Genomic DNA, 24,680 nt, shown 5'->3' on the forward strand with positions numbered 1-24,680 from the left:
ACCCAGTTCGTTTATGACGGACAACTTAGAACATTGGTTCAAACAGATACTGGTGAGCAGCGCTTCGGTTTCACTGAAGGGACGTTAGTCATCACCCTTCAAGGTGAAGTGCGTTTTGAACCCAATCGCGATTTAAACCACACGAGCAGCGAAGACATCGTTAAAACCATCGTAGTGACGTCAAGTGACTTTGATAAAGACCCGGTGACATCCACCATTACTTTAACCATCACCGATGGTGATATTCCAATCATCAACACCATTCCAAGTGTCACTTTATCGGAATCTAACCTTACAGATGGCTCGGCAGCGAGCAATGCTCCGGTGAGTCAAACTGAGACTATTCAGTTCACCAATCAAAGTGATAATGTGACCAGTTTCCGCATTGAACCGAACCAATTTAATACTAATGGTTTGCTCAAATCGAATGGGTTGGTCGTTGAGCTTAAAGCGGATCCAAACACGACTGGGGGGTACATCGGCTTTGTGAAAGACGGAGCCAACCCAGAAGTTCCTGTCTTTACGATTAGCTTCTCTACTAGCACGGTAGGTGAATACACCTTTACTCTACTTGAAGCGTTAGATCATGCTGATGGCCAAGCAAATAATGAATTGAGCTTTGATTTACCCGTTTATGCGGTAGACCGCGACGGTGATGATTCATTGATGTCGCCATTGAAAGTGACGGTCAGCGATGATGTGCAAGGCATGCAAAACCAAACGTTGACCATTACTGAGCCAACGGTGGCTGATTTAGCCGCTGGTGTTGTCACGACAGGTACTGTCGATGTAATGCCAAACCAAAGTGCCGACGGGGCAACGATTACCCAGTTTACTTACGATAACAACGTGTACACGTTAGTTCAGGGGACAACCGGAGAGCAGGTTTTCCCTGTTGCTGAAGGTAAACTGTATATCACTCTGGAAGGTGATGTCCGTTTCGAACCTAATCGCAACCTCAATCATTCAGGGGGCGATATTGTTAAGACTATTACGGTCACGTCTGAAGATAAAGATGGTGACGAAGTCACGTCGACCGTTACGCTTACCATTTCAGATGGTGCTCCACCTGTTATTGATAACATACCACCAGTCGCCTTGGCTGAAGCAAACTTGCTTGATGGCACCTCTCCGAGCATAACGGTCACTCAAACCGGAACAATGACGTTTACATCTGGTAGTGATGATGTGAACCACTTCCGTATTGATACTGCGCAGTTCAACACAACTGGGGACCTAAAATCGGATGGTCTGGTTGTTAAGCTAAAAGAAGATCCTCTAAACAGCGACAATTATATTGGCTTCGTAGAAAACGGTGGTGTCCAAACGGACATTTTCACCATCACTTTTGATAGTTTGGTGCTTGGTCAATATACCTTTACATTGTTAGAAGAGTTAGATCACCTGCCTGTGCAAGGTAATAACGTTCAAATCTTCACCTTGCCAGTTATTGCGGTCGACCAAGACAATACGGATTCAGTAATTAAGCCTCTTACGGTGACTATTACTGATGATGTACCCGTCATTACGGATACAACAGTTGCGAGTACGTTTGTTGTTGATGAAGATGATTTAGGCTCTGTTGTGGCTCAAGCGACAGGCTCGTTTGTGACCACAGAAGGTGCAGACCAAGTAGAGGTTTACGAACTGCGTAACGTAGCCACTCTAGAAACTACTCTGACATCAGGCAATGAAGCGATTTCGATCACTGAGGTCACTGGGGCTGCGAACACAACCACCTACCAAGGTGCGACCACAAGTGGGACTCCTATTTTTACTCTTGCACTTGGTAACGATGGGTCATACACATTCACTTTACTTGGCCCTCTAAATCACGCTACTGGATCAAATGACCTAACCATACCATTTAATGTTGTGGCGGTAGACGGTGATGGCGATGACTCCAACCAGTATCAACTACCAATTCAAGTCATTGATGATGTTCCAGTAATGACGCCGCCGACGGGCGAAACGGTTGTCGATGAAGACGACCTTTCAGGCATAGGTTCGGATCAATCTGAAGACACCATTATCAATGGACTGTTCACCGTCGATGAAGGTGCCGATGGCGTTGTGAAGTATGAACTGGTTGATGAAGATTTAGTCTTGACCGGTTTAACCTCCGATGGAGAAAGCTTAGAGTGGCTAGCTGTTTCACAAAACGGCACAACATTCACCTATGTTGCTCAAACTGTGACCAGCAATGAAGCCGTGTTTGAGATTGTTTTCGATACCTCTGATAACAGCTATCAATTCGAATTATTTAAACCACTGAAGCACCCTGATGGTGCAAATGAGAACGCGATAGATCTTGATTTCTCAATCGTTGCTGAAGATTTTGATCAAGACCAATCGAAGGTGATTGATCTCAAAATAACAGTCACTGATGATATTCCATTAGTGACAACACAATCGATTACTCGTGTTGAAGGTCAGGGTTATCGCGGCTCTATAGTCGATATGTTTGCTGATGCTACAGATGTCGGTGCCGATGGCGCGGTACTGAGCAAAATTGAAGCATTTGACGGAAGTGGAATTGTTTTCCGTTCAGGGAACAGTGGGTCTTACAGTAGTGACTTCGATTTAAATAGCGGTAGTCAACAAGTACGAGTGTACGAACAAACCGACGATGGTAGTGGTGGCGTGGACACCCGTGAGCTAGGGCGTTTGCGTATCAACTCAAATGGCGAGGTTGAATTTAGAGCTAACGGCTATCTCGATCATGACGGCCTAGACACCATCGATTTTTCGATTAATGTGATTGCGACGGATGGCGATTTAGATACCTCTGAAACACCGTTAGATATAACGATTACTGATAGGGACTCTACAAGAATCGCTCTGAAAGTGACGACCTTCGAGGATGCGGGTAGAGACTCAACCATACCTTATGCAACAGGCGATGAGCCGGCTCTTGAGAATATTCAAGATAACCAAAATGGTTTGCCTAATGCGCCAGCTCAAGTTGCGCTGCAAGTTAGTCTGTATGACCAAGATAACGCTGAATCTATTGGCCAGTTGACGATTAAAAGCCCGAACGGAGGTGATAGTCATCAAGGTACTTTTTATTACTTTGATGGTGCTGACTACATTGAATTAGTGCCTGAGTCAAATGGGAGCATTATATTTGGTCCTCCTCAACTCGAACAAAGCTTTGCTCCAAATCCGAATGAGCCAAGACAAACTATTGCGACGATAGACAACTTGTTCTTTGTTCCGGACCAACACGCTAGTTCGGATGAAACTGGTGGGCGCGTTCGTTATGAGCTAGAAATTGAGAAAAATGGCAATACGGATCACACCGTTAACTCAAACTTCAGAATCGAGATTGAAGCGGTAGCGGATATTGCAACGTGGGATGACGCCAACAGTACTTATCAGTATCAAGTGAATGAAGATGAAGACAATGTTACGTTGCAGCTGAATGCTGAATCGCAAGATAACAGCAATACTGAGACGATTACCTATGAACTTGAAGCGATTCAGGGTGATGGGAAGTTTGAGTTACTTGATCAAAATGGCAATGTGTTAACGCCTGTTAATGGTGTTTATATCATCGCATCTGCTGATATTAATAGCACAGTCGTTAACCCAATCGACAACTTCTCTGGACAAATTGAGTTCAAAGCAACGGCAATTACGGAAGAAACACGCAACCCATATGATGATTCAGCCAACGGTGGGGTAGACAAAACGACCGCTCGCTCTGTAGAGCAAAACATCATTATCGATGTGACTGCTGACGCCGACCCTGGAAAACTCAGTGTGAGCCGCATTAGGATCAACGAAGACAACATTGATGATCCTGATTATCTAGGTCCTCTTGATAATAAGGACGCATTCACGTTAGACGAAGTTATCACCATGACGGGATCCGTTGATACTGATGGATCTGAAGAACTCTTCGTTCGTATTAACAATATTACTGAAGGCGCGGTGCTTAGTAGTACTGATAGCAATGTAACCATCAACACCGTGACTATCAATGGCATCGTTTACCAAGAGATTGCTTATGCTGACTTAGCGAAAATTGAAGTTACTCCGACTAAACACAGCAATGTTGATTTTACCTTTGATGTAACCGGTGTGGTTAAAGACACTGCGAACCTCTCTACTGGTACACAAGTTGATGAAGAAATCCTAGGAACTAAAACGGTTAACGTTGAGGTTAAAGGGGTTGCAGATATTCCTTATGGCGGTACAAACGGTTCGGCTTGGACAGCAATCACCGATGGCACAACACCTGGTGTTCAAACCACGATCCAAGAGAGCCAGAATGGAGACAGCTACGCCGAGCTTGATTTCACCGTGTTGTCGGGAGAGAGAAGACCTGATCCTGCAGCAGTAGATCAAACCCCATTACCTGACGATGGTTCAGAATCCATAACCGTTATCCTCTCGGGTATTCCTGATGGCGTTATTCTGGAAGACGGTGACGGTACCATTATTGACCTTAACTTTGTCGGTTACGAAACCGGTCCGGGTGGTAGCCCCGATCTTTCTAAACCTATCTACGAAGCGAACATCACTGACGCAGGTAAAACCTCAGGAATCCGCATCAGACCTGTCGATTCTTCAACAGAGAACATTCACATTCAGGGTAAAGTGATCGTGACTGAGAATGACGGTCATACGCTTACGTTTGACCAAGAAGTGCGAGTGTTAGTCGAACCTAGAATCGATACCTCAGCGACGTACAGCACAGTCACTAATGGCGATGAAGATACGGCGATCAGTATTGATTGGCACCCAGAGGGTACTGATTATATTGATGATGATGAGCATTTCACTTCTATTGTGATCAGTGCCATTCCGACAGATGTTGAAAGTGTTGTGGTTAATGGCGATGTAACTTGGGTTTACGATGCTTCAGCAGGCACTTTAACCATTACGCCGAAGAGTGGACAGACGGCAGAAGAGTTTACTCAAATTGCACTGAACAATAATTTTATTCAGATCACACCTGAACAAGACTCGAGCACCGACTTTACGCTTAATACGGTTGTCATGATCGAAGAGCGAGATCATGAGTATGTTGATGCGACTGATCCTGGTCAGGGCATCGCTACCGCGACAATCACGGGCTCGATTGATGTTATCGTACGTCCAGTCGTTGAGCCGAAAGACGCTAGCAACAAGCTTATCGTCGATGATGTGCTGGGTACTGGAGCACTAGCAACCGTAGTTGCTGATGCAAACACTGGCGTGCTTAAGTTCACAACCAACAGCGATAATACATCGGTTACGGATGAGTTCGTCATTCGATATCAAGAAACAGATGCTTCGTCCGCTATCGAAGAAGTTGACCAGTTAGTTATTGAATTAACAAACGTGGACGGTTCGGAGCTATCAGATGCTGTACTCAATCAACTGCTCGTTATTGGCGCTGCTTATGAAGGCAATGGGCGCTGGGTTGTAACGAATGAAGACATATTTAGCATCAGTGCATCGAACGGCCTTGTTCTTCCTTCAGGAAACAGCGGGGCAGGAGGTTTCAATGACATCAAGATGGATATCTTTAGCACGGTAATAGACCGAGGTGATGGTGCTGAGGTTGAGTCATCTACGGCCGCTCGTAGGGACGGAGAAGTCACTCTGTCATTCCCTCAAGTGGTGGCTGGGAGTACTAAGGTTGCAGCCGATATTGATATAACACCAGACAGTGTTGTTGATGCGATTGAGGACACCCAGTTAGATCTAGGTACGGCATTGAATGGTTTAATTACTTTCTCGGGCGAAGATGACTCAACTGATCAAGTGACCATCATTATTGATGACAGTGTGACCATTAATCCAGGAGCGGTGAACGAAGTCACCTTCCCAATTAGTTTATCGGGAAGCAGCGACCTAGACTTTGTTAATGGCAAATATGTATTCCAGACTACCGTCGATCAAGGGGTCTCGACCGACCTCTCTGGACTACTGCTTAACTTACCAGCCGACTACTCCGGCGACTTTAGGTTGCCGTTGACGATAGTAACTAAAGACGTATTGTCGGGGGATGAGAAAACTCTAGTGACAGAAGTAGTCATTAAAGTTGCTCCTGATGTTGAAGGTAACCCAGATATTGACGTTACTGTCGTTGGTTCGCTTGACGATTCGTTTAACCCTGTCGATACCGACGGTCAAGCAGGGCAAGATCCAGTCGGCTACGAAGATACCTATATCCAACTTGATTTCAGCTCGACCATTGATGACCAAGTAAGCGGAGTTGAAGGTGGTGACGAAAAATTCACCTCTATCACACTGACGTTAAATGACACGAGTGTTGGGGCTTTCTATACCAGCGCAGGGGTATCGCTTGGCACATCGGTGACCTTTAATGAAGCTGAGATTAATGCAGGCGCGTTGGATAATGTACTATTCCGACCGGCGTTAAATTACCCAACAGATAATGACGTAAATCAGGTGCAAGTGAATGTCAGCGGGACGATTACCGATACTGCTACATACAATGATGCAGCTTCGCCAACTGGCAGCGCGACTGATACCGATACTTTCTCTACCAATGTCAGTTTTGAAGTCGTTCCTGTGGTGGATGACGTGTCTGTCACTGGCCCGGGTAGCGATCCTGATGTTATCGAGATTACGGGTACTGAGGACCAGCTGATTTCTTTGTCGGGCACAGGGCCTGTATCGATTGCACTGACTGACCTTGATGGCTCAGAACAGTTTGTGTCGATTAAGTTTACAGATGTACCTGATGGCTTCCAGATGCGTGCAGATGCTGGTTCGGCATACACGGTGAAGAATAATGGTGGTGGTGAGTGGAGTGTTCAACTACCTCAAGCATCAGGGTTATCGTTCGACTTGAGTGAGATTTCGATTTTACCGCCTAAGGACTTCAGTGGTACGGCTGAATTTGGTGTTGCCGTATTTACTCAAGAATCTTTGTTGGGTGTGCCTACTGCAGCATCAAATCTGCCAAGCTTTAAGCTGCATGTGGTACCTGTGGGTGATGATGTTGATACTAATCCAACAGATTCTGTGACAGGTAACGAAGGTCAAAACATTGATATCGAAATCAATGCGACGATTTTGGATAAAGAGCTATCTGCAACGGGCAACGGCACTTATACCGAGAATGCACCAGAGACACTTCGAGTAGAAGTTGCGGGCGTTCCTCAAGATGCCTCTATCTATTATCCAGACGGCACAACCTTGGCTAGTTATGATCCAGTTACGCAGCTTTGGACACTTGATGTTCCTGCACAGTCGCTCGATAAGATCGTATTCAATTCAGGTGAACACAATAGCGATACGGGTAATGTATTAGGCATTAATGGCCCGCTGCAGATTACCGTTCGCTCTGTGGATACTGACGCTGATAACACCGAATATTTGGGGACGCCAACCAGCTTCGATGTTGATCTGGTGATTGATCCTATTAACGATCAACCGATCTTTGTGAACGTAACGAATATTGAAACATCGGAAGACATTAGTGTTGCTATCGACAACTTTAGTATCTACGACGTTGATGCTAACTTTGATAATCCAGACGCTCCGTATGTTCTTACGTTGCAAGTCGATCAAACACTTCCGGGAGCGCAAGGTGTGTTTGAGTTTACGAGCTCACCTGACGTGACGTTTGTATTGCAACCTGGTGGCTCATTGGTGATTACCGGTAAAGAAGCCGACATCAATACCGCATTGACTAATGGAGCCGTGACTTTCAAACCAGACCCAGACCAGAACTATCTCAACCAGAGTGGTTTAGTCACGATTAATGCAACACTCGATGACGGCGGTAATAATGGCTTGATTGATGCGGGTGATCCGAATACAGCACAGACCAACCAAACTACTTTCACCATTAAAGTAACGGAAGTGAATGACGCTCCTGTGGCAACTGATGTTGATTTAGGTTCGATTGCTGAAGATGGTCAAATAGTGATTGTGGAAGGAGACTTGATTTCAGTAAGTTCTGACATTGAAAACCATAACCTGACGGTTACGGGTGTAACCCTGACTCAAGGACAAGGCCAATTAACGCGCTTTGAAAACGCAGGTGGCGCCGATGACGCGGCGATTACCGGACCATTCTGGCTATTTGTAGCGGACAACGACTTTAACGGTGACGTTAAATTCAATTACTCAATTACTGATGACGGTACAACTAATGGCGCGGATGACTTCCTAACCGACAGTGCTGAAATTAGTCTTGAAGTAACGGAAGTGAATGACGCTCCTGTAGCAACGGACATCGACTTAGGCAACATCCTTGAAGAAGGTCAGTTGATCATCAAAGAGGGCGATTTAATTGCTGCGACGAGCGATCCGGAAAACGACACGATTACCGTGACTAATCTGGCGCTCGATGAAGGCCAAGGTCAACTACAACGCTTCGAGAACGTAGGTGGTGCTGATGATGCTACGATCACTGGCCCATACTGGGTATTTACGGCAGCTGATGAATACAACGGCAACGTTAAGTTTACCTATACCGTAGAGGATGATGGTACAACCAACGGCGCTAATGACTTCCTAACGGATACAGCGGAGATCACCGCGATTGTCGATGGAGTGAACGATACACCGGTCGTTAATGGTGACAGTGTCACTACGGTTATTGACGAGGATGCTGGTCAACTGTTGAGTGGTATCAATGTCAGTGACCCTGATTATGTAGATACATTTTCTGATGATCTGATGACCGTCACGCTGACGGTGGATTACGGTACATTGAATGTATCACTTCCAGCAGTGACGACGGTTGTTGTTAACGGCAACAACACGGGTTCAGTCATCTTAGTGGGGACATTGAGTGACCTGAATGCGTTGATTGATACGCCAACCAGTCCAAATGGTGTTTTCCTTGATGCGAGCCTGTCTCCAACCAATAGCATTGGATTAGAAGTTGTTGCCAAAGACAGCGGCAACCCTTCAGGTATTGCGATAGAGACAGCACCTGTGGTTTACAACATCGCGGTGACGCCAGTGGCGAATGCACCAACCCTGTCTATCGATAGTGCGACTAACTACGTGAGAAACATTACTGCGAGTCAGTCTGTGAGTGCGAGTGGCATTCCTTTAGTTGGGATTATCGCAGCCTTAACGGACATTACAGAAGAGCTAACGCTGCATATCAGTGATGTACCTGCTGGCGCTCAAATCACCAGTGCTGCGGGTTCTGTGACGGATCTTGGCGGTGGTGTTTGGGTAGCAACGGCAGATGCAATTGAAAGCTTGCAAGCGGTTGGGCTTTCTCAAACTCCAGGTAACTACACACTGAAAGTCGAGGCGGTTTCTGAAGAGACTGACAACAACGATACAGCAACCTCTGCATCGATTGACCTTAACTTGAACATTGTGTCTAACGCAGTTGATATTAACTTGGCTTCGGAAACCGATGATGTTCAGTTACTGGCTGGTGCTAATGCGACTGACTTAACGGGTGGTTCAGGGAATGATCGACTTGAAGGTGGCGCAGGTGACGATACGCTTGTTGGCGGTGACGGTAACGACACCCTGATTGGCGGCGGAGGCTCAGACATTCTGACTGGTGGTGATGGTATGGACTCGTTCGTATGGCTTAACATCGAAGATGGTGTTGAAGATACGATTACCGACTTTGATTTGTCGGAAGGGGACAGCATTGACTTGAGAGAAGTGTTGCCGGAGCTTAAAAATACATCTCCAGACATGACCGCGTTGCTACAACAAATAGACGCGAAAGTGGACGGGGATGATATTGAGCTTACGATCAACCCGGATGGCTTAGGTACTACGGAACAGGTGATTGTGGTTGAAGACCTTGCGCCACAGCTAACCTTAAGTAGCACCATGCCTTCGGACATTCTGGATGCATTGGTACAGCAGAATGTGATAACTCACGGTTAAAGCGAACCATTGAACCATAACGAAAGAGGCCAGCATTGCTGGCCTCTTTTTTGTTACGGTATAAATTGAAAAGAGTTACTTAAGGGAGTTGTGGATCAGGAACTCTTCTTCAACACCTTTCAATTTCATCTCATCCATAATGAAGTTCACCGTGTTCAACAAACGTTGTTCACCTTTAGGAATCAGGTAGCCGAACTGACTGTTGGTGAACGGGGTTTCGCAGCGGGCCGCTTCAAGACGTTCGTCAGTTACCTGATAGAACAGACCTTCAGGGGTTTCTGTCACCATCACATCAACTTTGCCTTCCGCTACTGCTTTTGGTACGTCGAGGTTGTTCTCGTAGCGTGTGAAGCTTGCATTCTGCAAGTTCGCGTCGGCAAAGATCTCGTTAGTACCGCCAATGTTCACGCCCACACGAACAGAAGAGAGGTTCACTTTCTCAATGCTGTCGTACTGTTCTGCGGTGCCTTTCGCAACCAAGAAACACTTACCAAAGGTCATGTAGCCTTGAGTTTGTTCCGCGTTTAACTGACGCTGCATTTTACGCGTAATGCCGCCCATCGCGATGTCGTACTTATCGTCGTCTAGGTCGGTCAGTAGATCTTTCCATGTGGTACGAACAATCTTCAATTCAACGCCTAATTGTTCCGCGATGTGCTGTGCAACATCGATATCGTAGCCAGAGTAGCTTTTACCATCGAAGTAAGAGAAAGGCTTGTAGTCACCTGTGGTGCCCACACGCAGAGTACCTGATTTTTGAATGTCTTCTAGCTGGTCAGCGTGTGCGACACCAGAAAGTGCCAGAGCAATGGAAGCAAGTAATAGTGATGTTTTTTTCATTGTAATTGTCTGTTGTGTTTGTGTTGTCATTCAAAGTAACAGAAACAATCAGAGAAAGAGATCAAACCATTGGAAAGGTTGGAAAAGAAGATGAAACGAGGGCAGGAGATAGGTATTTCTATGGTTTGTGAGCATTGATCGATGTGCGTTTCATATTCCGTTTTGATAAACCGAAGACAAACAAAAAGCCCATGTTATCGAATAACATGGGCTTCATTTTGGTTTAACTTGTTAGCTGCTTATTTAGCTATTTAGCAACTGACTCGTTGTTCATCTTAGCCGGAGCTTTAGATGCGTTAACCAATAGGATACCAACGGTTAGTACCATTGAACCACATAGTAGGAACAACAAGCGTCCTGTTGGTTCGTTTGGAATCAGAGCCATTGCTAGGATACCGAAACCTGCTGTGCTGATAAGCTTACCAAGCATTGAACGCTGTTTAGTATCTAGGTTTTGTTGCTCTTCACCTTCCGCTACAAGCGGCGTGTTCCAGTTAGTGAATAGTTGGTCAACTTCTTTCTCACGCTCTGGCGATAGGCCTTTGTAGAAGCGAGAAGTCATGATGAAGTAACCACCTGTGAACACTACGTGAGCAGCTAAGCTAAGACCTACTTTCAAGTCGCTCCATTCACGGCCTGTAAGCGCTGTTTCTAGACCAAATAGGTTCTCGATGTCTTCTGCTTGCAGAGAGATACCGAAGATGTAAGAAACGAAACCACCAACCACTAGAGTAGACCAACCAGCCCAGTCAGGTGTCTTACGAATCCACATACCTAGTAGGACAGGGATAAGCATTGGGAAGCCAATCAACGCACCTACGTTCATTACGATATCGAACAAGCTTAAGTGACGCAGAGAGTTAATGAATAGACCAATCGCAATGATGAAAATACCCATCATGATAGTCGTTATCTTACTTACAATAACCAGCTCTTTCTGAGTCGCATTTTTACGAAGAATCGGGCTGTAGAAGTTCATTACAAAGATACCAGCGTTACGGTTCAAACCTGAATCCATAGAAGACATCGTTGCAGCGAACATTGCTGACATAAGAAGACCAACCATACCTGCTGGCATTACGTTTTGTACGAATGCTAGGTAAGCAGCATCACCGGCTTTGTCGCCCATTGATGTGTATTGCTCAGCGAACTCAGGCATGAATGCACTAACGTACCAAGGTGGTAGGAACCAAATTAGTGGACCAACAACCATAAGGATACATGCTAGGCCTGCCGCTTTACGTGCGTTTTCACTGTCTTTTGCACATAGGTAACGGTATGCGTTGATGCTGTTGTTCATTACACCGAACTGCTTCACGAAGATGAATACAACCCAAAGGATGAAGATGCTCATGTAGTTTAGGTTGTTACCTAACATGAAGTCGCCGTCGAAGTTAGCAACAATGTTAGTTAAGCCGCCACCGTGGAAGTAAGCTGCTACCGCACAAGTGATTGTCACGGCCATGATTACAAGCATTTGCATGAAGTCAGAAGCAACAACCGCCCAAGAGCCGCCGGTTACTGCCATCAATACTAGAACCATACCCGTTACCACAATGGTAGCTTCCATTGGGATGTTGAATACCGCTGCTACAAAGATAGCTAGACCGTTTAGCCAGATACCTGCAGAGATAAGGCTGTCCGGCATACCTGCCCATGTGAAGAACTGTTCAGACGTTTTACCAAAGCGCTGACGAATAGCTTCGATCGCCGTTACCACACGAAGTTGGCGGAACTTTGGAGCGAAGTACATATAGTTCATGAAGTAGCCAAAAGCATTGGCTAAGAATAGGATTACAATAACGAAACCGTCATTGAATGCGCGTCCTGCGGCACCTGTAAACGTCCATGCTGAAAATTGTGTCATGAAGGCAGTTGCACCAACCATCCACCACAACATTTTGCCGCCCCCTCTGAAGTAATCACTTGTAGAGGTGGTGAACTTACGGAACATCCAACCAATCGCGATTAAAAAGAAGAAGTAGGCGAGAACAACAAAAGTATCAATAGTCATCTTTTCAGCCTTTTAAATATCATAATTAACTGCGCTTAGATTAACGCGTCCCAAGGTTTATTTGTACTACAATATGTCTTTAGTATGATCTAGGTCGCATTGATTTTTCGGCCTCTAACACGTGGTTATATAAGTATTTGTTTTAATTGGATTTAAATGTGAGTGTATTTTGTTTGAGATCTAAAATAAATTGAGGGTTAAATGTTTATATGTATTACAATATAAACAAAAGCGCTTACTTTGCCGTATCTATAAGATTTTAATTATAACCGTAACAAATGTGCTACAAATTGGTGTGTTGTGCGACGACATTCACGTTAATTTGGAACCCTATACTGAAAATTTTTGTATTGAGATTTCAAGTGTAGCTCATTGTTTTCACTTCGCTATTTTCTGTTTATCTGCGGCCATGAAGCCTTTCTATGCTATTTATTCATCATAGAGGTGCGTATTTGGAATTTTTGTCACTGAGTGGGCGTTAAACTCGATGACGGGACACATTTTGCGGCGCACTTTGTCTATTGTGGCCATCAGTGCATGCGATGAGAGATGTTTGACGACGTATCGAAAAGGAACATTGCTGGATAAAGGGCTGGGTAAAAGGGGGTAGATAGGCAGTAGGGACACCAGTAACGCTTCGTTAGATGCATACTGACGTAGATTGAAAGCCTTACATTACTCGTTCTTGCCCGTCTTAGTCGTGGAGCTGTACGAGGCCATAGGGAGAAAGGCGATAGGGTGTGGGGGAAACACAACGTTGATTTAGCGTGTTTACGGTTAGTCAGCGCAATAAACGCCAGATAACAAAAAGCCCCACCGAGGTGAGGCTTCATCACTCAATCTAAAATAGATTAAGCGTTAACGTGATCAACTGCATCACGAACAAGCTTGCCTAGTTCGTCCCACTTACCTTCGTCGATAAGGTTAGTTGGAACCATCCAAGTACCGCCACACGCAAGTACAGAAGGGATCGATAGGTATTCATCAACATTCTTCAAGCTTACGCCACCAGTAGGCATAAATTTAACAGGGTAAACCGCTGTTAGTGCTTTAAGCATACCAGTACCGCCAGAAGGTTCAGCAGGGAAGAACTTCAACGTGCGAAGGCCCATTTCCATTGCTTGTTCAACTAGGCTTGGGTTGTTAACACCCGGTACGATTGCAACGCCTTTATCGATACAGTATTGAACAGTGCGCGGGTTGAAACCTGGGCTTACGATGAAATCAACGCCAGCTTCGATAGATGCGTCAACTTGCTCGTTAGTCAGTACAGTACCTGAACCAATTAGCATGTCTGGGAATTCTTTACGCATGATGCGAATCGCTTCGATTGCACATTCTGTACGTAGCGTGATTTCTGCACATGGCATGCCGTTTTCAACAAGTGCTTTACCTAGAGGGATAGCGTCTTCAGCACGGTTGATAGCGATTACAGGAATTACTTTTAGGTTTGCTAGTTGTTCATTTAATGTAGTCATGAATTCTTTCTCACGTTAAATGTGGGCTTGCTTTCAACTAAGCAAACCCTTGATTAATAGTTAAAGTGCGTAATTATAGAGACAGATCAGGCGTCGCTTCTAGAGGAATGATAGCACCTGGATGCTGAATCACAGTCCCTGCCACAATATGACCTGCTAACGCTGCATCACGTGCATTGCCACCGCTTAAGCGCTTAGCTAGGAAGCCCGCGCTGAACGAGTCGCCAGCCGCTGTAGTATCAACAATGTTGTCTACTGGGTTTGGAGCAACGTACTGAGCGCTTTGGCTTTCAACTACTAAGCAGTCTTTAGCACCACGTTTAATGATGATCTCTTTCACACCAGATTCAGACGTACGTGCAATACACTGTTCAATGCTTTCGTCGCCGTACAACTCTTGCTCGTCATCGAACGTCAGTAGAGCCGTGTCAGTGTACTTAAGCATCTTCAAGTACCAAGAAATCGCTTCTTGTTGACTTTCCCAAAGTTTTGGACGGAAGTTATTGTCAAAGAATACTTGGCCGCCTTGCGCTTTAAATTTGTCTAAGAAGTTGAATAGCTGCGTGCGTCCATTCTCTGTCAAGATAGCAAGCGTAATACCACTTAGGTAAACCGCATCAAAAGAGAATAACTTATCAAGTAGAGCAGGCGTGTCTTCCTGGTCAAACATGAACTTTGCTGCAGCATCATTACGCCAGTAGTGGAAACTGCGTTCACCAGTTTCATCGGTCTCGATGTAGTAAAGCCCTGGTTGTTTGTGATCAAGCTGAGCAATTAAGCTAGTGTCGATACCTTCCGCTTGCCACTTTTCTAACATGTCGGTACTGAATGGGTCAGTGCCTAGCGCTGTTACGTAGCTCGTGTTGATATCTTGCTCTTTTGTTAAGCGAGACAAGTAAAGTGCAGTATTTAGTGTATCGCCACCGAAACTTTGCTTAAGCCCGTCTTGTTTCTTTTGTAGCTCAACCATGCACTCGCCAATGACCGCGATGTTTAATGATTTCATATGCTTACCTTAGCAACTGAGGTTGCGCTGTTTATTATTTTAGGAAATCTTCACGCGCAGGGTTGAAGATATCAAGAAGGATGCTGTCTTGCTCTAGTGCAACTGCACCGTGCATCATGTGTTTACGAGCGAAGTAAGCATCGCCTTCTTTAAGGACTTTCTTTTCGCCTTCAATCTCAGCTTCGAAGCTACCACGAACTACGTAACCGATTTGGTCATGGATTTCGTGAGTATGAGGGTGGCCAATCGCGCCCTTATCAAAACATAGGTGTACTGCCATTAGATCGTCAGTGTAAGCAACGATTTTACGCTTAATGCCGCCACCAAGTTCTTCCCATGGGTTTTCATCTAGGATAAAGAAAGAGTTCATTGTGTATCTCCTAATCTGTTTAAATCTTTTAAGTGTTACTTAACTTGCATCCATCATAAGGGAACGAGCCTAATTGTAATACAATATATCTAAATTTGTGTGATATTGATCAAGCGATACTTTATATAGCGTAAATAAATCAACAACTTAATAAATGGCTAATATTTACCATTAGCCAGCTACATCAATGACTTATGGCTAATTATGTGACTCTACTCATCATTTAGCGACGAATAGGTATAATTAAAGCTCATATTGTATTACTTTATATGGAGTTTGAAAATTTAATCAAAGTTTAAGCAGATAAACTCTTTATTGAGGGTGACAAAGAATATGACGACTAAACCAGTATTGTTGACTGAAGCAGAAATCGAGCAGCTTCATCTTGAAGTGGGCCGTTCTAGCTTAATGGGCAAAACCATTGCAGCGAACGCGAAAGATCTAGAAGCATTCATGCGTTTACCTATTGATGTCCCAGGTCATGGTGAAGCTGGGGGTTACGAACATAACCGCCATAAGCAAAATTACACGTACATGAATCTAGCTGGTCGCATGTTCTTGATCACTAAAGAGCAAAAGTACGCTGACTTTGTTACAGAATTACTAGAAGAGTACGCAGATAAATACCTAACGTTTGATTACCACGTACAGAAAAACACTAACCCTACAGGTCGTTTGTTCCACCAAATCCTGAACGAACACTGCTGGTTAATGTTCTCAAGCTTAGCTTACTCTTGTGTTGCTTCAACCCTGACACAAGAACAACGCGACAATATTGAGTCTCGTATTTTCGAACCAATGCTAGAAATGTTCACAGTTAAATACGCACACGACTTCGACCGAATTCACAATCACGGTATTTGGGCAGTAGCGGCTGTCGGTATTTGTGGTCTTGCTCTTGGCAAGCGTGAATACCTTGAAATGTCGGTGTACGGCATTGACCGTAACGACACTGGCGGCTTCCTAGCGCAAGTTTCTCAGCTGTTTGCACCTTCTGGCTACTACATGGAAGGTCCTTACTACCACCGCTACGCGATTCGCCCAACGTGTGTGTTCGCTGAAGTGATCCACCGTCATATGCCTGAAGTTGATATTTACAACTACAAAGGCGGCGTGATTGGTAACACCGTTCAAGCCATGCTGGCGACGGCTTACCCGAACGGTGAGTTCCCGGCTCTGAATGATGCTTCTCGTACTATGGGTATCACAGACATGGGTGTTCAGGTTGCAGTAAGTGTTTACAGCAAGCATTACTCTTCTGAAAACGGCGTAGACCAAAACATTCTTGGTATGGCGAAGATTCAAGACGCGGTATGGATGCATCCATGTGGTCTTGAGCTATCTAAAGCCTACGAAGCGGCTTCTGCTGAGAAAGAAATCGGCATGCCTTTCTGGCCAAGTGTTGAGTTGAACGAAGGCCCTCAAGGTCATAACGGCGCGCAAGGCTTTATCCGTATGCAGGATAAGAAAGGCGACGTTTCTCAACTTGTTATGAACTACGGCCAACACGGCATGGGTCACGGCAACTTTGATACGCTGGGTATTTCTTTCTTCAACCGTGGTCAAGAAGTACTGCGTGAATATGGCTTCTGTCGTTGGGTGAACGTTGAGCCAAAATTCGGCGGCCGTTACCTAGACGAAAACAAATCTTACGCTCGTCAAACGATTGCTCACAATGCAGTTACGATTGATGAAAAATGTCAGAACAACTTTGATGTTGAACGTGCAGACTCAGTACACGGTTTACCTCACTTCTTTAAAGTAGAAGACGAGCAAATCAACGGCATGAGTGCATTTGCTAACGATCACTACCAAGGCTTTGACATGCAACGCAGCGTGTTCATGCTAAACCTTGAAGAGATAGAATCTCCGTTATTGTTAGACCTATACCGCTTAGATTCTGAGAAAGGCGGCGAAGGCGAGCATCAATACGACTACTCACACCAATATCAAGGTCAGATTGTTCGCACTAACTTTGAATACCAAGCAAACAAAGAGCTGAACACGCTAGGTGACGATTTCGGTTACCAACACCTATGGAACGTCGCAAGCGGTGAAGTGAAGGGAACAGCAATTGTAAGCTGGCTACAAAACAACACCTACTACACATGGCTAGGTGCAACGTCTAACGATAATGCTGAAGTGATCTTTACTCGCACTGGCGCTAACGACCCAAGCTTCAACCTACGTTCAGAGCCTGCATTCATTCTACGCAGCAAAGGCGAAACAACACTGTTTGCTTCTGTTGTTGAAACGCACGGTTACTTCAACGAAGAATTCGAGCAATCTGTAAGTGCACGTGGTGTTGTGAAAGACATCAAAGTAGTGGCTCACACCAATATCGGTTCAGTAGTAGAAATTACGACAGAGAAATCAAACGTGACAGTGATGATCAGCAACCAACTTGGCGCGACTGACAGCACTGAACACAAAGTAGAACTGAACGGCAAAGTATACAGCTGGACAGGCTTCTACTCAGTAGAAATAATTTTAAACCCAGAATTAGCAAGCACAGCAGAGCAGGGGAAATAATAATGAGCTATCAACCACTTTTACTTAACTTTGATGAAGCAGCAGAGCTTCGTAAAGAACTTGGCAAGGATAGCCTTTTAGGTAACGCACTGACTCGCGATATTAAACAAACTGACGCTTACATGGTTGAAGTTGGCATTGAAGTTCCAGGTCACGGTGAAGGCGGCGGTTACGAACATAACCGTCACAAGCAAAACTACATCCACATGGATCTAGCCGGCCGTTTGTTCCTTATCACTGAGGAAACAAAATACCGTGACTACATCGTTGATATGTTAACTGCGTACGCGACGGTATACCCAACGCTTGAAAGCAACGTAAGCCGTGACTCTAACCCTCCGGGTAAGTTGTTCCACCAAACGTTGAACGAGAACATGTGGATGCTTTACGCTTCTTGTGCGTACAGCTGTATTTACCACACTATCTCTGAAGAGCAGAAGCGTCTTATCGAAGACGATCTTCTTAAGCAAATGATCGAAATGTTCGTTGTGACTTACGCACACGACTTCGATATCGTACACAACCACGGCTTATGGGCTGTGGCAGCGGTAGGTATCTGTGGTTACGCAATCAACGATCAAGAGTCTGTAGACAAAGCGCTTTACGGCCTGAAACTAGACAAAGTAAGCGGCGGTTTCTTAGCACAACTTGACCAACTGTTTTCGCCAGACGGCTACTACATGGAAGGTCCTTACTATCACCGTTTCTCTCTGCGTCCAATCTACCTGTTCGCAGAAGCGATTGAACGTCGTCAGCCAGAAATCGGTATTTACGAATTTAACGATTCAGTGATCAAGACAACGTCTTACTCAGTATTCAAAACTGCATTCCCAGACGGCACATTGCCTGCTCTGAACGATTCATCGAAGACGATTTCTATCAACGATGAAGGGGTTATCATGGCGACGTCTGTGTGTTACCACCGTTACGAGCAGACTGAAACTCTGCTTGGTATGGCTGATCACCAAAAAAATGTTTGGGTTCATGCTTCTGGTAAAACACTGTCTGATGCGGTTGATGCAGCAGACGACATCAAACCATTCAACTGGGGTAGCCTGTTTGTAACAGACGGGCCTGAAGGCGAAAAAGGCGGCGTAAGCATCCTTCGTCACCGTGATGTGCAAGACGACGACACAATGGCGTTGATCTGGTTTGGTCAGCACGGTTCAGACCACCAGTACCATTCTGCGCTAGACCATGGTCACTACGATGGCTTGCACCTAAGCGTATTCAACCGTGGCCACGAAGTGCTGCACGATTACGGCTTCGGTCGTTGGGTAAACGTTGAGCCTAAGTTTGGCGGTCGTTACATCCCAGAGAACAAGTCTTACTGTAAGCAGACGGTTGCTCACAACACAGTAACGGTTGATCAGAAAACGCAGAACAACTTCAACACAGCACTGGCTGAGTCTAAGTTTGGTCAGAAGCACTTCTTCGTAGCAGACGACCAGTCTCTACAAGGCATGAGCGGCACCATTTCTGAGTACTACACTGGCGTAGACATGCAACGCAGCGTGATTCTTGCTGAACTTCCTGAGTTCGAAAAGCCACTTGTTATCGACGTATACCGCATCGAAGCTGACGCTGAACACCAGTACGACCTACCCGTTCACCACTCTGGTCAGATCATCCGTACTGACTTCGATTACAACATGGAAAAAACGCTTAAGCCGCTAGGTGAAGACAACGGTTACCAGCACTTATGGAACGTGGCTTCAGGCAAAGTGAACGAAGAAGGTTCTCTAGTAAGCTGGCTACATGACAGCAGCTACTACAGCCTAGTAACCAGCGCGAATGCGGGCAGCGAAGTGATTTTTGCTCGCACTGGTGCTAACGATCCAGACTTCAACCTTAAGAGTGAGCCTGCGTTCATCTTACGTCAGTCTGGTCAAAACCACGTGTTTGCTTCTGTACTAGAAACGCATGGTTACTTTAACGAGTCTATCGAAGCCTCTGTAGGCGCTCGTGGTCTAGTTAAATCAGTATCTGTTGTGGGCCATAACAGTGTCGGGACTGTTGTTCGCATTCAGACTACTTCTGGCAACACTTACCACTACGGTATCTCAAACCAAGCTGAAGACACGCAGCAAGCAACTCACACTGTTGAGTTCGCGGGTGAGACATACTCGTGGGAAGGATCATTTGCTCAACTGTAAATGATTAACATACATGCCGTTTAACGATGGCATGTATTGATGTGGTGCTTTGCGGGAACGAAGCATCATATTTAATTCAGTCGTGATTGAAAAATCGTTCGTTGATACCAACAACGACTGAAACATCGGGAATAAGTCAAACCGAGTAACTCATGCGAGTTGCTCGGTTTTTTTATGCGTGTAGGACAGAGGCTGATGTAATTTGGGAAGGGGATCTCATTTAATAATCTCTGGCGGTTAATGAATTGCGCTTCTAAAGGTGTACCTTTTTCCCATGGTTTTTCGAGGCTGTGCTGGTGGTTTTCATACCGATACAAAGAGGGTTAGTTTTGAGTACGGATTTATGAGTGATTTAAGATAAACGTTTCTCACAGGATGTTTTTTAAATCTCTGATTATAAAAATTTGCAGGTTGTGATTCGTTTGGATTTTACTCAATTGGCTGTAGGTTGAAATACTGTTATAGTAATCCTTAAATAATACATAAACATAACATATAAAATAAGTGAACTTATGGTTAGCACTTTTAATTCAATTTCGGGCTCGAAGCGTAGCCTGCACGTGCAAGTAGCGCGTGAAATCGCTCGTGGAATCTTGTCTGGCGATCTGCCGCAAGGTTCTATTATTCCTGGTGAAATGGCGTTATGTGAACAGTTTGGTATTAGCCGAACGGCACTACGTGAAGCAGTTAAACTATTAACTTCTAAAGGTTTGTTAGAGTCCCGCCCGAAAATCGGTACTCGTGTAGTCGACCGCGCATATTGGAACTTTCTTGATCCTCAGCTGATTGAATGGATGGATGGTCTAACCGACATAGATCAATTCTGTTCTCAGTTTTTAGGCCTTCGCCGTGCGATTGAACCTGAAGCGTGCGCACTGGCGGCTAAATTTGCAACGGCTGAACAACGCATTGAACTTTCAGAAATCTTCCAAAAAATGGTAGAAGTGGATGAGGCTGAAGTATTTGATCAAGAGCGTTGGACAGATATTGATACTCGTTTTCATAGCTTGATCTTTAATGCGACAGGTAATGACTTCTACCTGCCATTCGGCAATATCTTGACTACGATGTTCGTGAACTTCATCGTGCACTCTTCTGAAGAAGGAAGCACGTGTATCAATGAACACCGTAGAATCTATGAAGCAATCATGGCTGGTGATAGTGATAAGGCACGAGTTGTGTCTGCTGCACACTTGCAAGATGCCAACCACCGTCTGGCGACGGCGTAATAGAAATAATCTAGAGCGTAGGTAGATGAGTCACCTCATATAGAGATGAACAGCATTACGCTCGGATAAACGACTTAAAAGGGTATGCCAAGTGCATACCTTTTTTGTTGTCTACCGTTTACGAAAATTGGCTGCTTTCATGTATGAAAAAAGCCAGAGACTGTTGTCTCTGGCTTTGAGTTGTTTCAATATTCTAGCTTAAACAAGCGACTAATCATGATGTTCGTAAGTTTGCTTTTGTTTCTGCTTTTTCTTCATTTTTAACGTTGAATAAACCGAGAATACAGCTAACACGATAAACGCGAGAGCAATAGGACGCTCATAAAGGAAAGACCAACTGCCATCGTACATCAGCAGTGATTTTCTAAGGTTTGTTTCTGCCATTGGCCCTAAGATGATCGCAAGCAGAATCGGTGAAGAAGGGATATCCAGTTTAGTTAAGATAAAGCCAAGTAGACCGAAACCGATTGCAATACCCACATCAAACATCGAGTTGTTAATTGCGTAAGCGCCGACAATTGAAAGGAAGACAATGATTGGAATCATGATGATCTTCGGTACTTCAATGATTCGACAGAAGAAGCGAATACCCAGTAAACCAATCACTAACATCACAAGGTTAGCGACCAACATTGAGCTGAACACGCCATAAACCACTTCGGGGTTTTGGGCGAATAGCAGTGGGCCTGGTGTGAGTCCTTGTACTATAAGTGCACCAAGAAGAACCGCTGCCACGGCATCTCCAGGAACACCTAGTGTTAATAACGGAACTAGCGAGCCACCCGTTACGCCGTTGTTTCCAGATTCAGCGGCTGCAAGGCCACGAACCGAGCCTTTACCAAACTCTTCTGGGTTCTTAGACGAACGTTTTGCTTCGTTGTAACAAACAAATGCAGATATATCAGCACCAGCACCCGGTACCGAGCCGATAGTTGTTCCCATCAAACCACTTTTTATGGCCGTTGGTAGCATTTCTTTGAGATCACTTTTACTTAATAGTTTGTGGTCAAATTTCGGTGCAACGACTTTCTTTTCAGAGAACAGCTTCTCTAGTTGGTTTAATGCCTCAGATAGAGCGAATAAACCAATTAAGACAGGGATGACATTGATTCCGCTGTAAAGATCCATGATGTCAAAAGTAAATCTTGGCACACTGCTGATTGGGTCGAGTCCAACAGTTGAAACCAATAATCCAATGGTTCCCGCAAGTAACCCTTTAAAAATGTTGTTCGAAGAAACACTCGCAATAATCGTTAAACCAAACAGAGCGAGTGCAAAATATTCTGGCGCATTAAAACGCAGTGCAAAGGTCGCTAATTTAGGCGCAATCGCGATGAGGACGATAGTACTTAACAGCCCGCCAATAAATGATGCAACAGCAGAAATACTTAATGCTCTTGCTGCTTGTCCTCTAACAGCCATAGTGTGACCGTCGAGTACACTTGCTGCAGAAGCCGGTGTTCCTGGGGTTTTAAGTAAAATTGCGGCAATTGAGCCACCGTAAATCCCACCAATGTATACACCAATTAACATCACAAGGGCTGAAGTCGGTTCCATGCCAAAGGTAAATGGAAGGAGAATTGCCACGCCCATTGTCGCTGTAAGTCCGGGTAGTGCGCCTAAAATAACGCCGCCCAGTACGCCAAAAACAAGGACAGGAAGCACTGCAAAGCTAACTGCAGTTGCGAGACCATCGATTAGATATTCAAACATATGACCACCTAAGACCACGTTGCTTCAGGAAGCGCGATGTAGAACACCTCGCCAAATAGATAGTAAACCGCGAACACAAAGACAACGGCGACAACGTAATAGATTGGCTTCTTCACTTTGAAGTAAACGAGGTAGAACATAAATGCAATCAAACTAGCATAAAGGTAGCCAACTACACTGATGAGTAATGCGTAGCCAATAAGAAAAGCAACGCCGAAAATCGACATCTTGCTTATCATCGCTTCTTGTTGTTCAGAGGCACCTTTTAATTTGTGTTGAACGATGAGAACAATACAGATAGCAATTTGGGCAATCACAATCATCATCGGGAAGAATTTTGCATCGACACTTGCATCTTGGTACATCGGACGATCAAATTGAGTGATCAGCGCGAACGCGATTGCGCTAAGGATAATGATGATAGAAGGGAAAACGACGTTTCGGTTTAAGTAAGAGTGAGAGTTAGACATGGAGTTTACCCCTAAAAAGTAAAGCAAGGGAAAGGTACAAACTAGTAACAGAGGCACAACTGATAAAAGCTGTGCCTCTGAACAAAGGTTATTGAATTAATTGAGTCAATGATTTTGTATCTTCTGCAACAAACTCAGTGAAGGCTTTGTCATCAAGATTGTGAATCGTCATTGCACCTTTCGCCATGAAAGTTTTGAACTCTTCACTTGCCATTGCTTCATCAAATGCAGCCCCCAACTTCTCGATTACTGCATCAGGTGTATCTTTTGGAGCACCAATACCGCGCCATGTACCTGTTACTACATCAATGCCTTGCTCTTTCAAAGTAGGAACATCTGGAATGTACTGAATACGTTCTTCAGACATGACACCTAATGCTTTTAGTTGGCCTGAACGAAGTTGAGCGATAGCTTCACCAGGAGTAACCATAGTGACGTCTGTGTGATGGCCTAGTACAGCAGGAATTGCTTCTGATGCACCGTTGTAAGGGATAGCGTTTAATTTAATGCCTTGATCTTTTTCAAGAGACATTAGGTAGAAGTTTGGCGCAGCGGTTGAAGCGAATTTTACGCTGCCTGGTTTTTCTTTGGCTTCCTTAATCAGGTCGTTAATCGTGTTGTATGGGCTATCTGCTGCAACCAATACGACCGCAGGATCTAAGTTAACTAAACGAATGAGTTTAAAGTCGTCAGCGGTATGACGCATCAAACCCATTTGAGGAAGTGAAGCGATTTCACGTGTTACTACTGTTAATGTGTAACCATCCGCACGCTGCTGAGCACCAAAGCTCATCCCAACTGCGCCTGCGCCACCAGTACGGTTCATGATTGAAATATTTTGCCCAAGAATGTCTTTCGCGCTATTTGCAAGAGTACGACCAACGGCATCGGTGCCGCCGCCCGCGCCAAATGGCACAACTAAGCGAATGTTTTTGCTTGGATAGTCAGCTGCAATTGACGTTGCAGAAACAAGTATACCGGCTGCTAGCATAATGGATTTTAATAGTTTACTCATAATAAGTACCTTCT

At 44.9% G+C, this 24,680-nt stretch carries 12 protein-coding genes; 4 read left to right on the plus strand and 8 right to left on the minus strand.

Translation table 11 applies throughout. The features are described 5' to 3' along the window. On the plus strand, window positions 1-9,843 hold a 9,843-nt coding region (locus tag AB4486_RS18065), incomplete at its 5' end, for a cadherin-like domain-containing protein (RefSeq protein WP_372118005.1). A gap of 75 nt (window positions 9,844-9,918) precedes the next feature. Here AB4486_RS18065 and AB4486_RS18070 read toward each other — a convergent pair. The 5 genes from AB4486_RS18070 to AB4486_RS18090 form a co-directional block, all read right to left on the minus strand. Further along, complete coding sequence (locus tag AB4486_RS18070) at window positions 9,919-10,683, minus strand: transporter substrate-binding domain-containing protein (protein WP_333912843.1); 765 nt, start codon at window positions 10,681-10,683, stop codon at window positions 9,919-9,921. 247 nt (window positions 10,684-10,930) lie between these two features. After that, window positions 10,931-12,697: a sodium:solute symporter family protein gene (locus AB4486_RS18075; RefSeq protein ID WP_017061487.1), complete on the minus strand. Its 1,767-nt coding sequence runs from the start codon at window positions 12,695-12,697 to the stop codon at window positions 10,931-10,933. Window positions 12,698-13,548: 851 nt separating this feature from the next. Then, window positions 13,549-14,175, minus strand: a complete 627-nt coding sequence (locus AB4486_RS18080; RefSeq protein ID WP_017069898.1) for a bifunctional 4-hydroxy-2-oxoglutarate aldolase/2-dehydro-3-deoxy-phosphogluconate aldolase — start codon at window positions 14,173-14,175, stop codon at window positions 13,549-13,551. A gap of 73 nt (window positions 14,176-14,248) precedes the next feature. Then, complete coding sequence (locus tag AB4486_RS18085) at window positions 14,249-15,181, minus strand: sugar kinase (RefSeq protein WP_017061485.1); 933 nt, start codon at window positions 15,179-15,181, stop codon at window positions 14,249-14,251. Between the two features lie 34 nt (window positions 15,182-15,215). Next, window positions 15,216-15,551 carry a cupin domain-containing protein gene (locus AB4486_RS18090; RefSeq protein WP_009846518.1) on the minus strand — a complete coding sequence of 112 codons (336 nt, stop codon included), beginning with the start codon at window positions 15,549-15,551 and terminating at the stop codon, window positions 15,216-15,218. 333 nt (window positions 15,552-15,884) lie between these two features. Between AB4486_RS18090 and AB4486_RS18095 the strand changes: the two genes are divergently transcribed. The 3 genes from AB4486_RS18095 to AB4486_RS18105 all read left to right on the plus strand — a co-directional run bounded on the left by AB4486_RS18095 (window position 15,885) and on the right by AB4486_RS18105 (window position 21,468). Next, window positions 15,885-18,083 carry a heparinase II/III family protein gene (locus tag AB4486_RS18095; protein ID WP_372118009.1) on the plus strand — a complete coding sequence of 733 codons (2,199 nt, stop codon included), beginning with the start codon at window positions 15,885-15,887 and terminating at the stop codon, window positions 18,081-18,083. Between the two features lie 2 nt (window positions 18,084-18,085). Beyond that, window positions 18,086-20,239: a heparinase II/III family protein gene (locus AB4486_RS18100; protein WP_372118011.1), complete on the plus strand. Its 2,154-nt coding sequence runs from the start codon at window positions 18,086-18,088 to the stop codon at window positions 20,237-20,239. A gap of 512 nt (window positions 20,240-20,751) precedes the next feature. Next, a complete protein-coding gene (locus AB4486_RS18105; RefSeq protein ID WP_010438348.1) occupies window positions 20,752-21,468 on the plus strand; it encodes a FadR/GntR family transcriptional regulator in 717 nt (238 codons plus the stop codon). Between the two features lie 210 nt (window positions 21,469-21,678). Here the strand turns inward: AB4486_RS18105 and AB4486_RS18110 are convergent, their stop codons facing one another. From AB4486_RS18110 to AB4486_RS18120, 3 genes are all read right to left on the minus strand, one after another. After that, entirely contained in the window at window positions 21,679-23,181 is a 1,503-nt protein-coding gene (locus tag AB4486_RS18110; protein WP_010438351.1) for a tripartite tricarboxylate transporter permease, read from the minus strand. Window positions 23,182-23,189: 8 nt separating this feature from the next. Further along, on the minus strand, window positions 23,190-23,651 hold the full coding sequence (locus AB4486_RS18115) for a tripartite tricarboxylate transporter TctB family protein (protein ID WP_010438352.1): 462 nt from the start codon (window positions 23,649-23,651) through the stop codon (window positions 23,190-23,192). An 88-nt stretch (window positions 23,652-23,739) separates the two neighbouring features. Further along, window positions 23,740-24,666, minus strand: coding sequence for a tripartite tricarboxylate transporter substrate binding protein (locus tag AB4486_RS18120; RefSeq protein WP_010438355.1), 927 nt, complete (start codon window positions 24,664-24,666; stop codon window positions 23,740-23,742). Between the last annotated feature and the right edge of the window lie 14 nt (window positions 24,667-24,680).

It is taken from the genome of Vibrio sp. 10N.222.55.C6 (assembly GCF_041473395.1).
GTDB lineage: Bacteria > Pseudomonadota > Gammaproteobacteria > Enterobacterales > Vibrionaceae > Vibrio > Vibrio crassostreae_C.

Bases quoted from the DNA above. Each gene is read 5' to 3' on its own strand.
- AB4486_RS18070 (WP_333912843.1), bottom strand. From the start codon at position 10,683: ATGAAAAAAACATCACTATTACTTGCTTCCATTGCTCTGGCACTTTCT.
- AB4486_RS18075 (WP_017061487.1), bottom strand. From the start codon at position 12,697: ATGACTATTGATACTTTTGTTGTTCTCGCCTACTTCTTCTTTTTAATC.
- AB4486_RS18080 (WP_017069898.1), bottom strand. From the start codon at position 14,175: ATGACTACATTAAATGAACAACTAGCAAACCTAAAAGTAATTCCTGTA.
- AB4486_RS18085 (WP_017061485.1), bottom strand. From the start codon at position 15,181: ATGAAATCATTAAACATCGCGGTCATTGGCGAGTGCATGGTTGAGCTA.
- AB4486_RS18090 (WP_009846518.1), bottom strand. From the start codon at position 15,551: ATGAACTCTTTCTTTATCCTAGATGAAAACCCATGGGAAGAACTTGGT.
- AB4486_RS18095 (WP_372118009.1), top strand. From the start codon at position 15,885: ATGACGACTAAACCAGTATTGTTGACTGAAGCAGAAATCGAGCAGCTT.
- AB4486_RS18100 (WP_372118011.1), top strand. From the start codon at position 18,086: ATGAGCTATCAACCACTTTTACTTAACTTTGATGAAGCAGCAGAGCTT.
- AB4486_RS18105 (WP_010438348.1), top strand. From the start codon at position 20,752: ATGGTTAGCACTTTTAATTCAATTTCGGGCTCGAAGCGTAGCCTGCAC.
- AB4486_RS18110 (WP_010438351.1), bottom strand. From the start codon at position 23,181: ATGTTTGAATATCTAATCGATGGTCTCGCAACTGCAGTTAGCTTTGCA.
- AB4486_RS18115 (WP_010438352.1), bottom strand. From the start codon at position 23,651: ATGTCTAACTCTCACTCTTACTTAAACCGAAACGTCGTTTTCCCTTCT.
- AB4486_RS18120 (WP_010438355.1), bottom strand. From the start codon at position 24,666: ATGAGTAAACTATTAAAATCCATTATGCTAGCAGCCGGTATACTTGTT.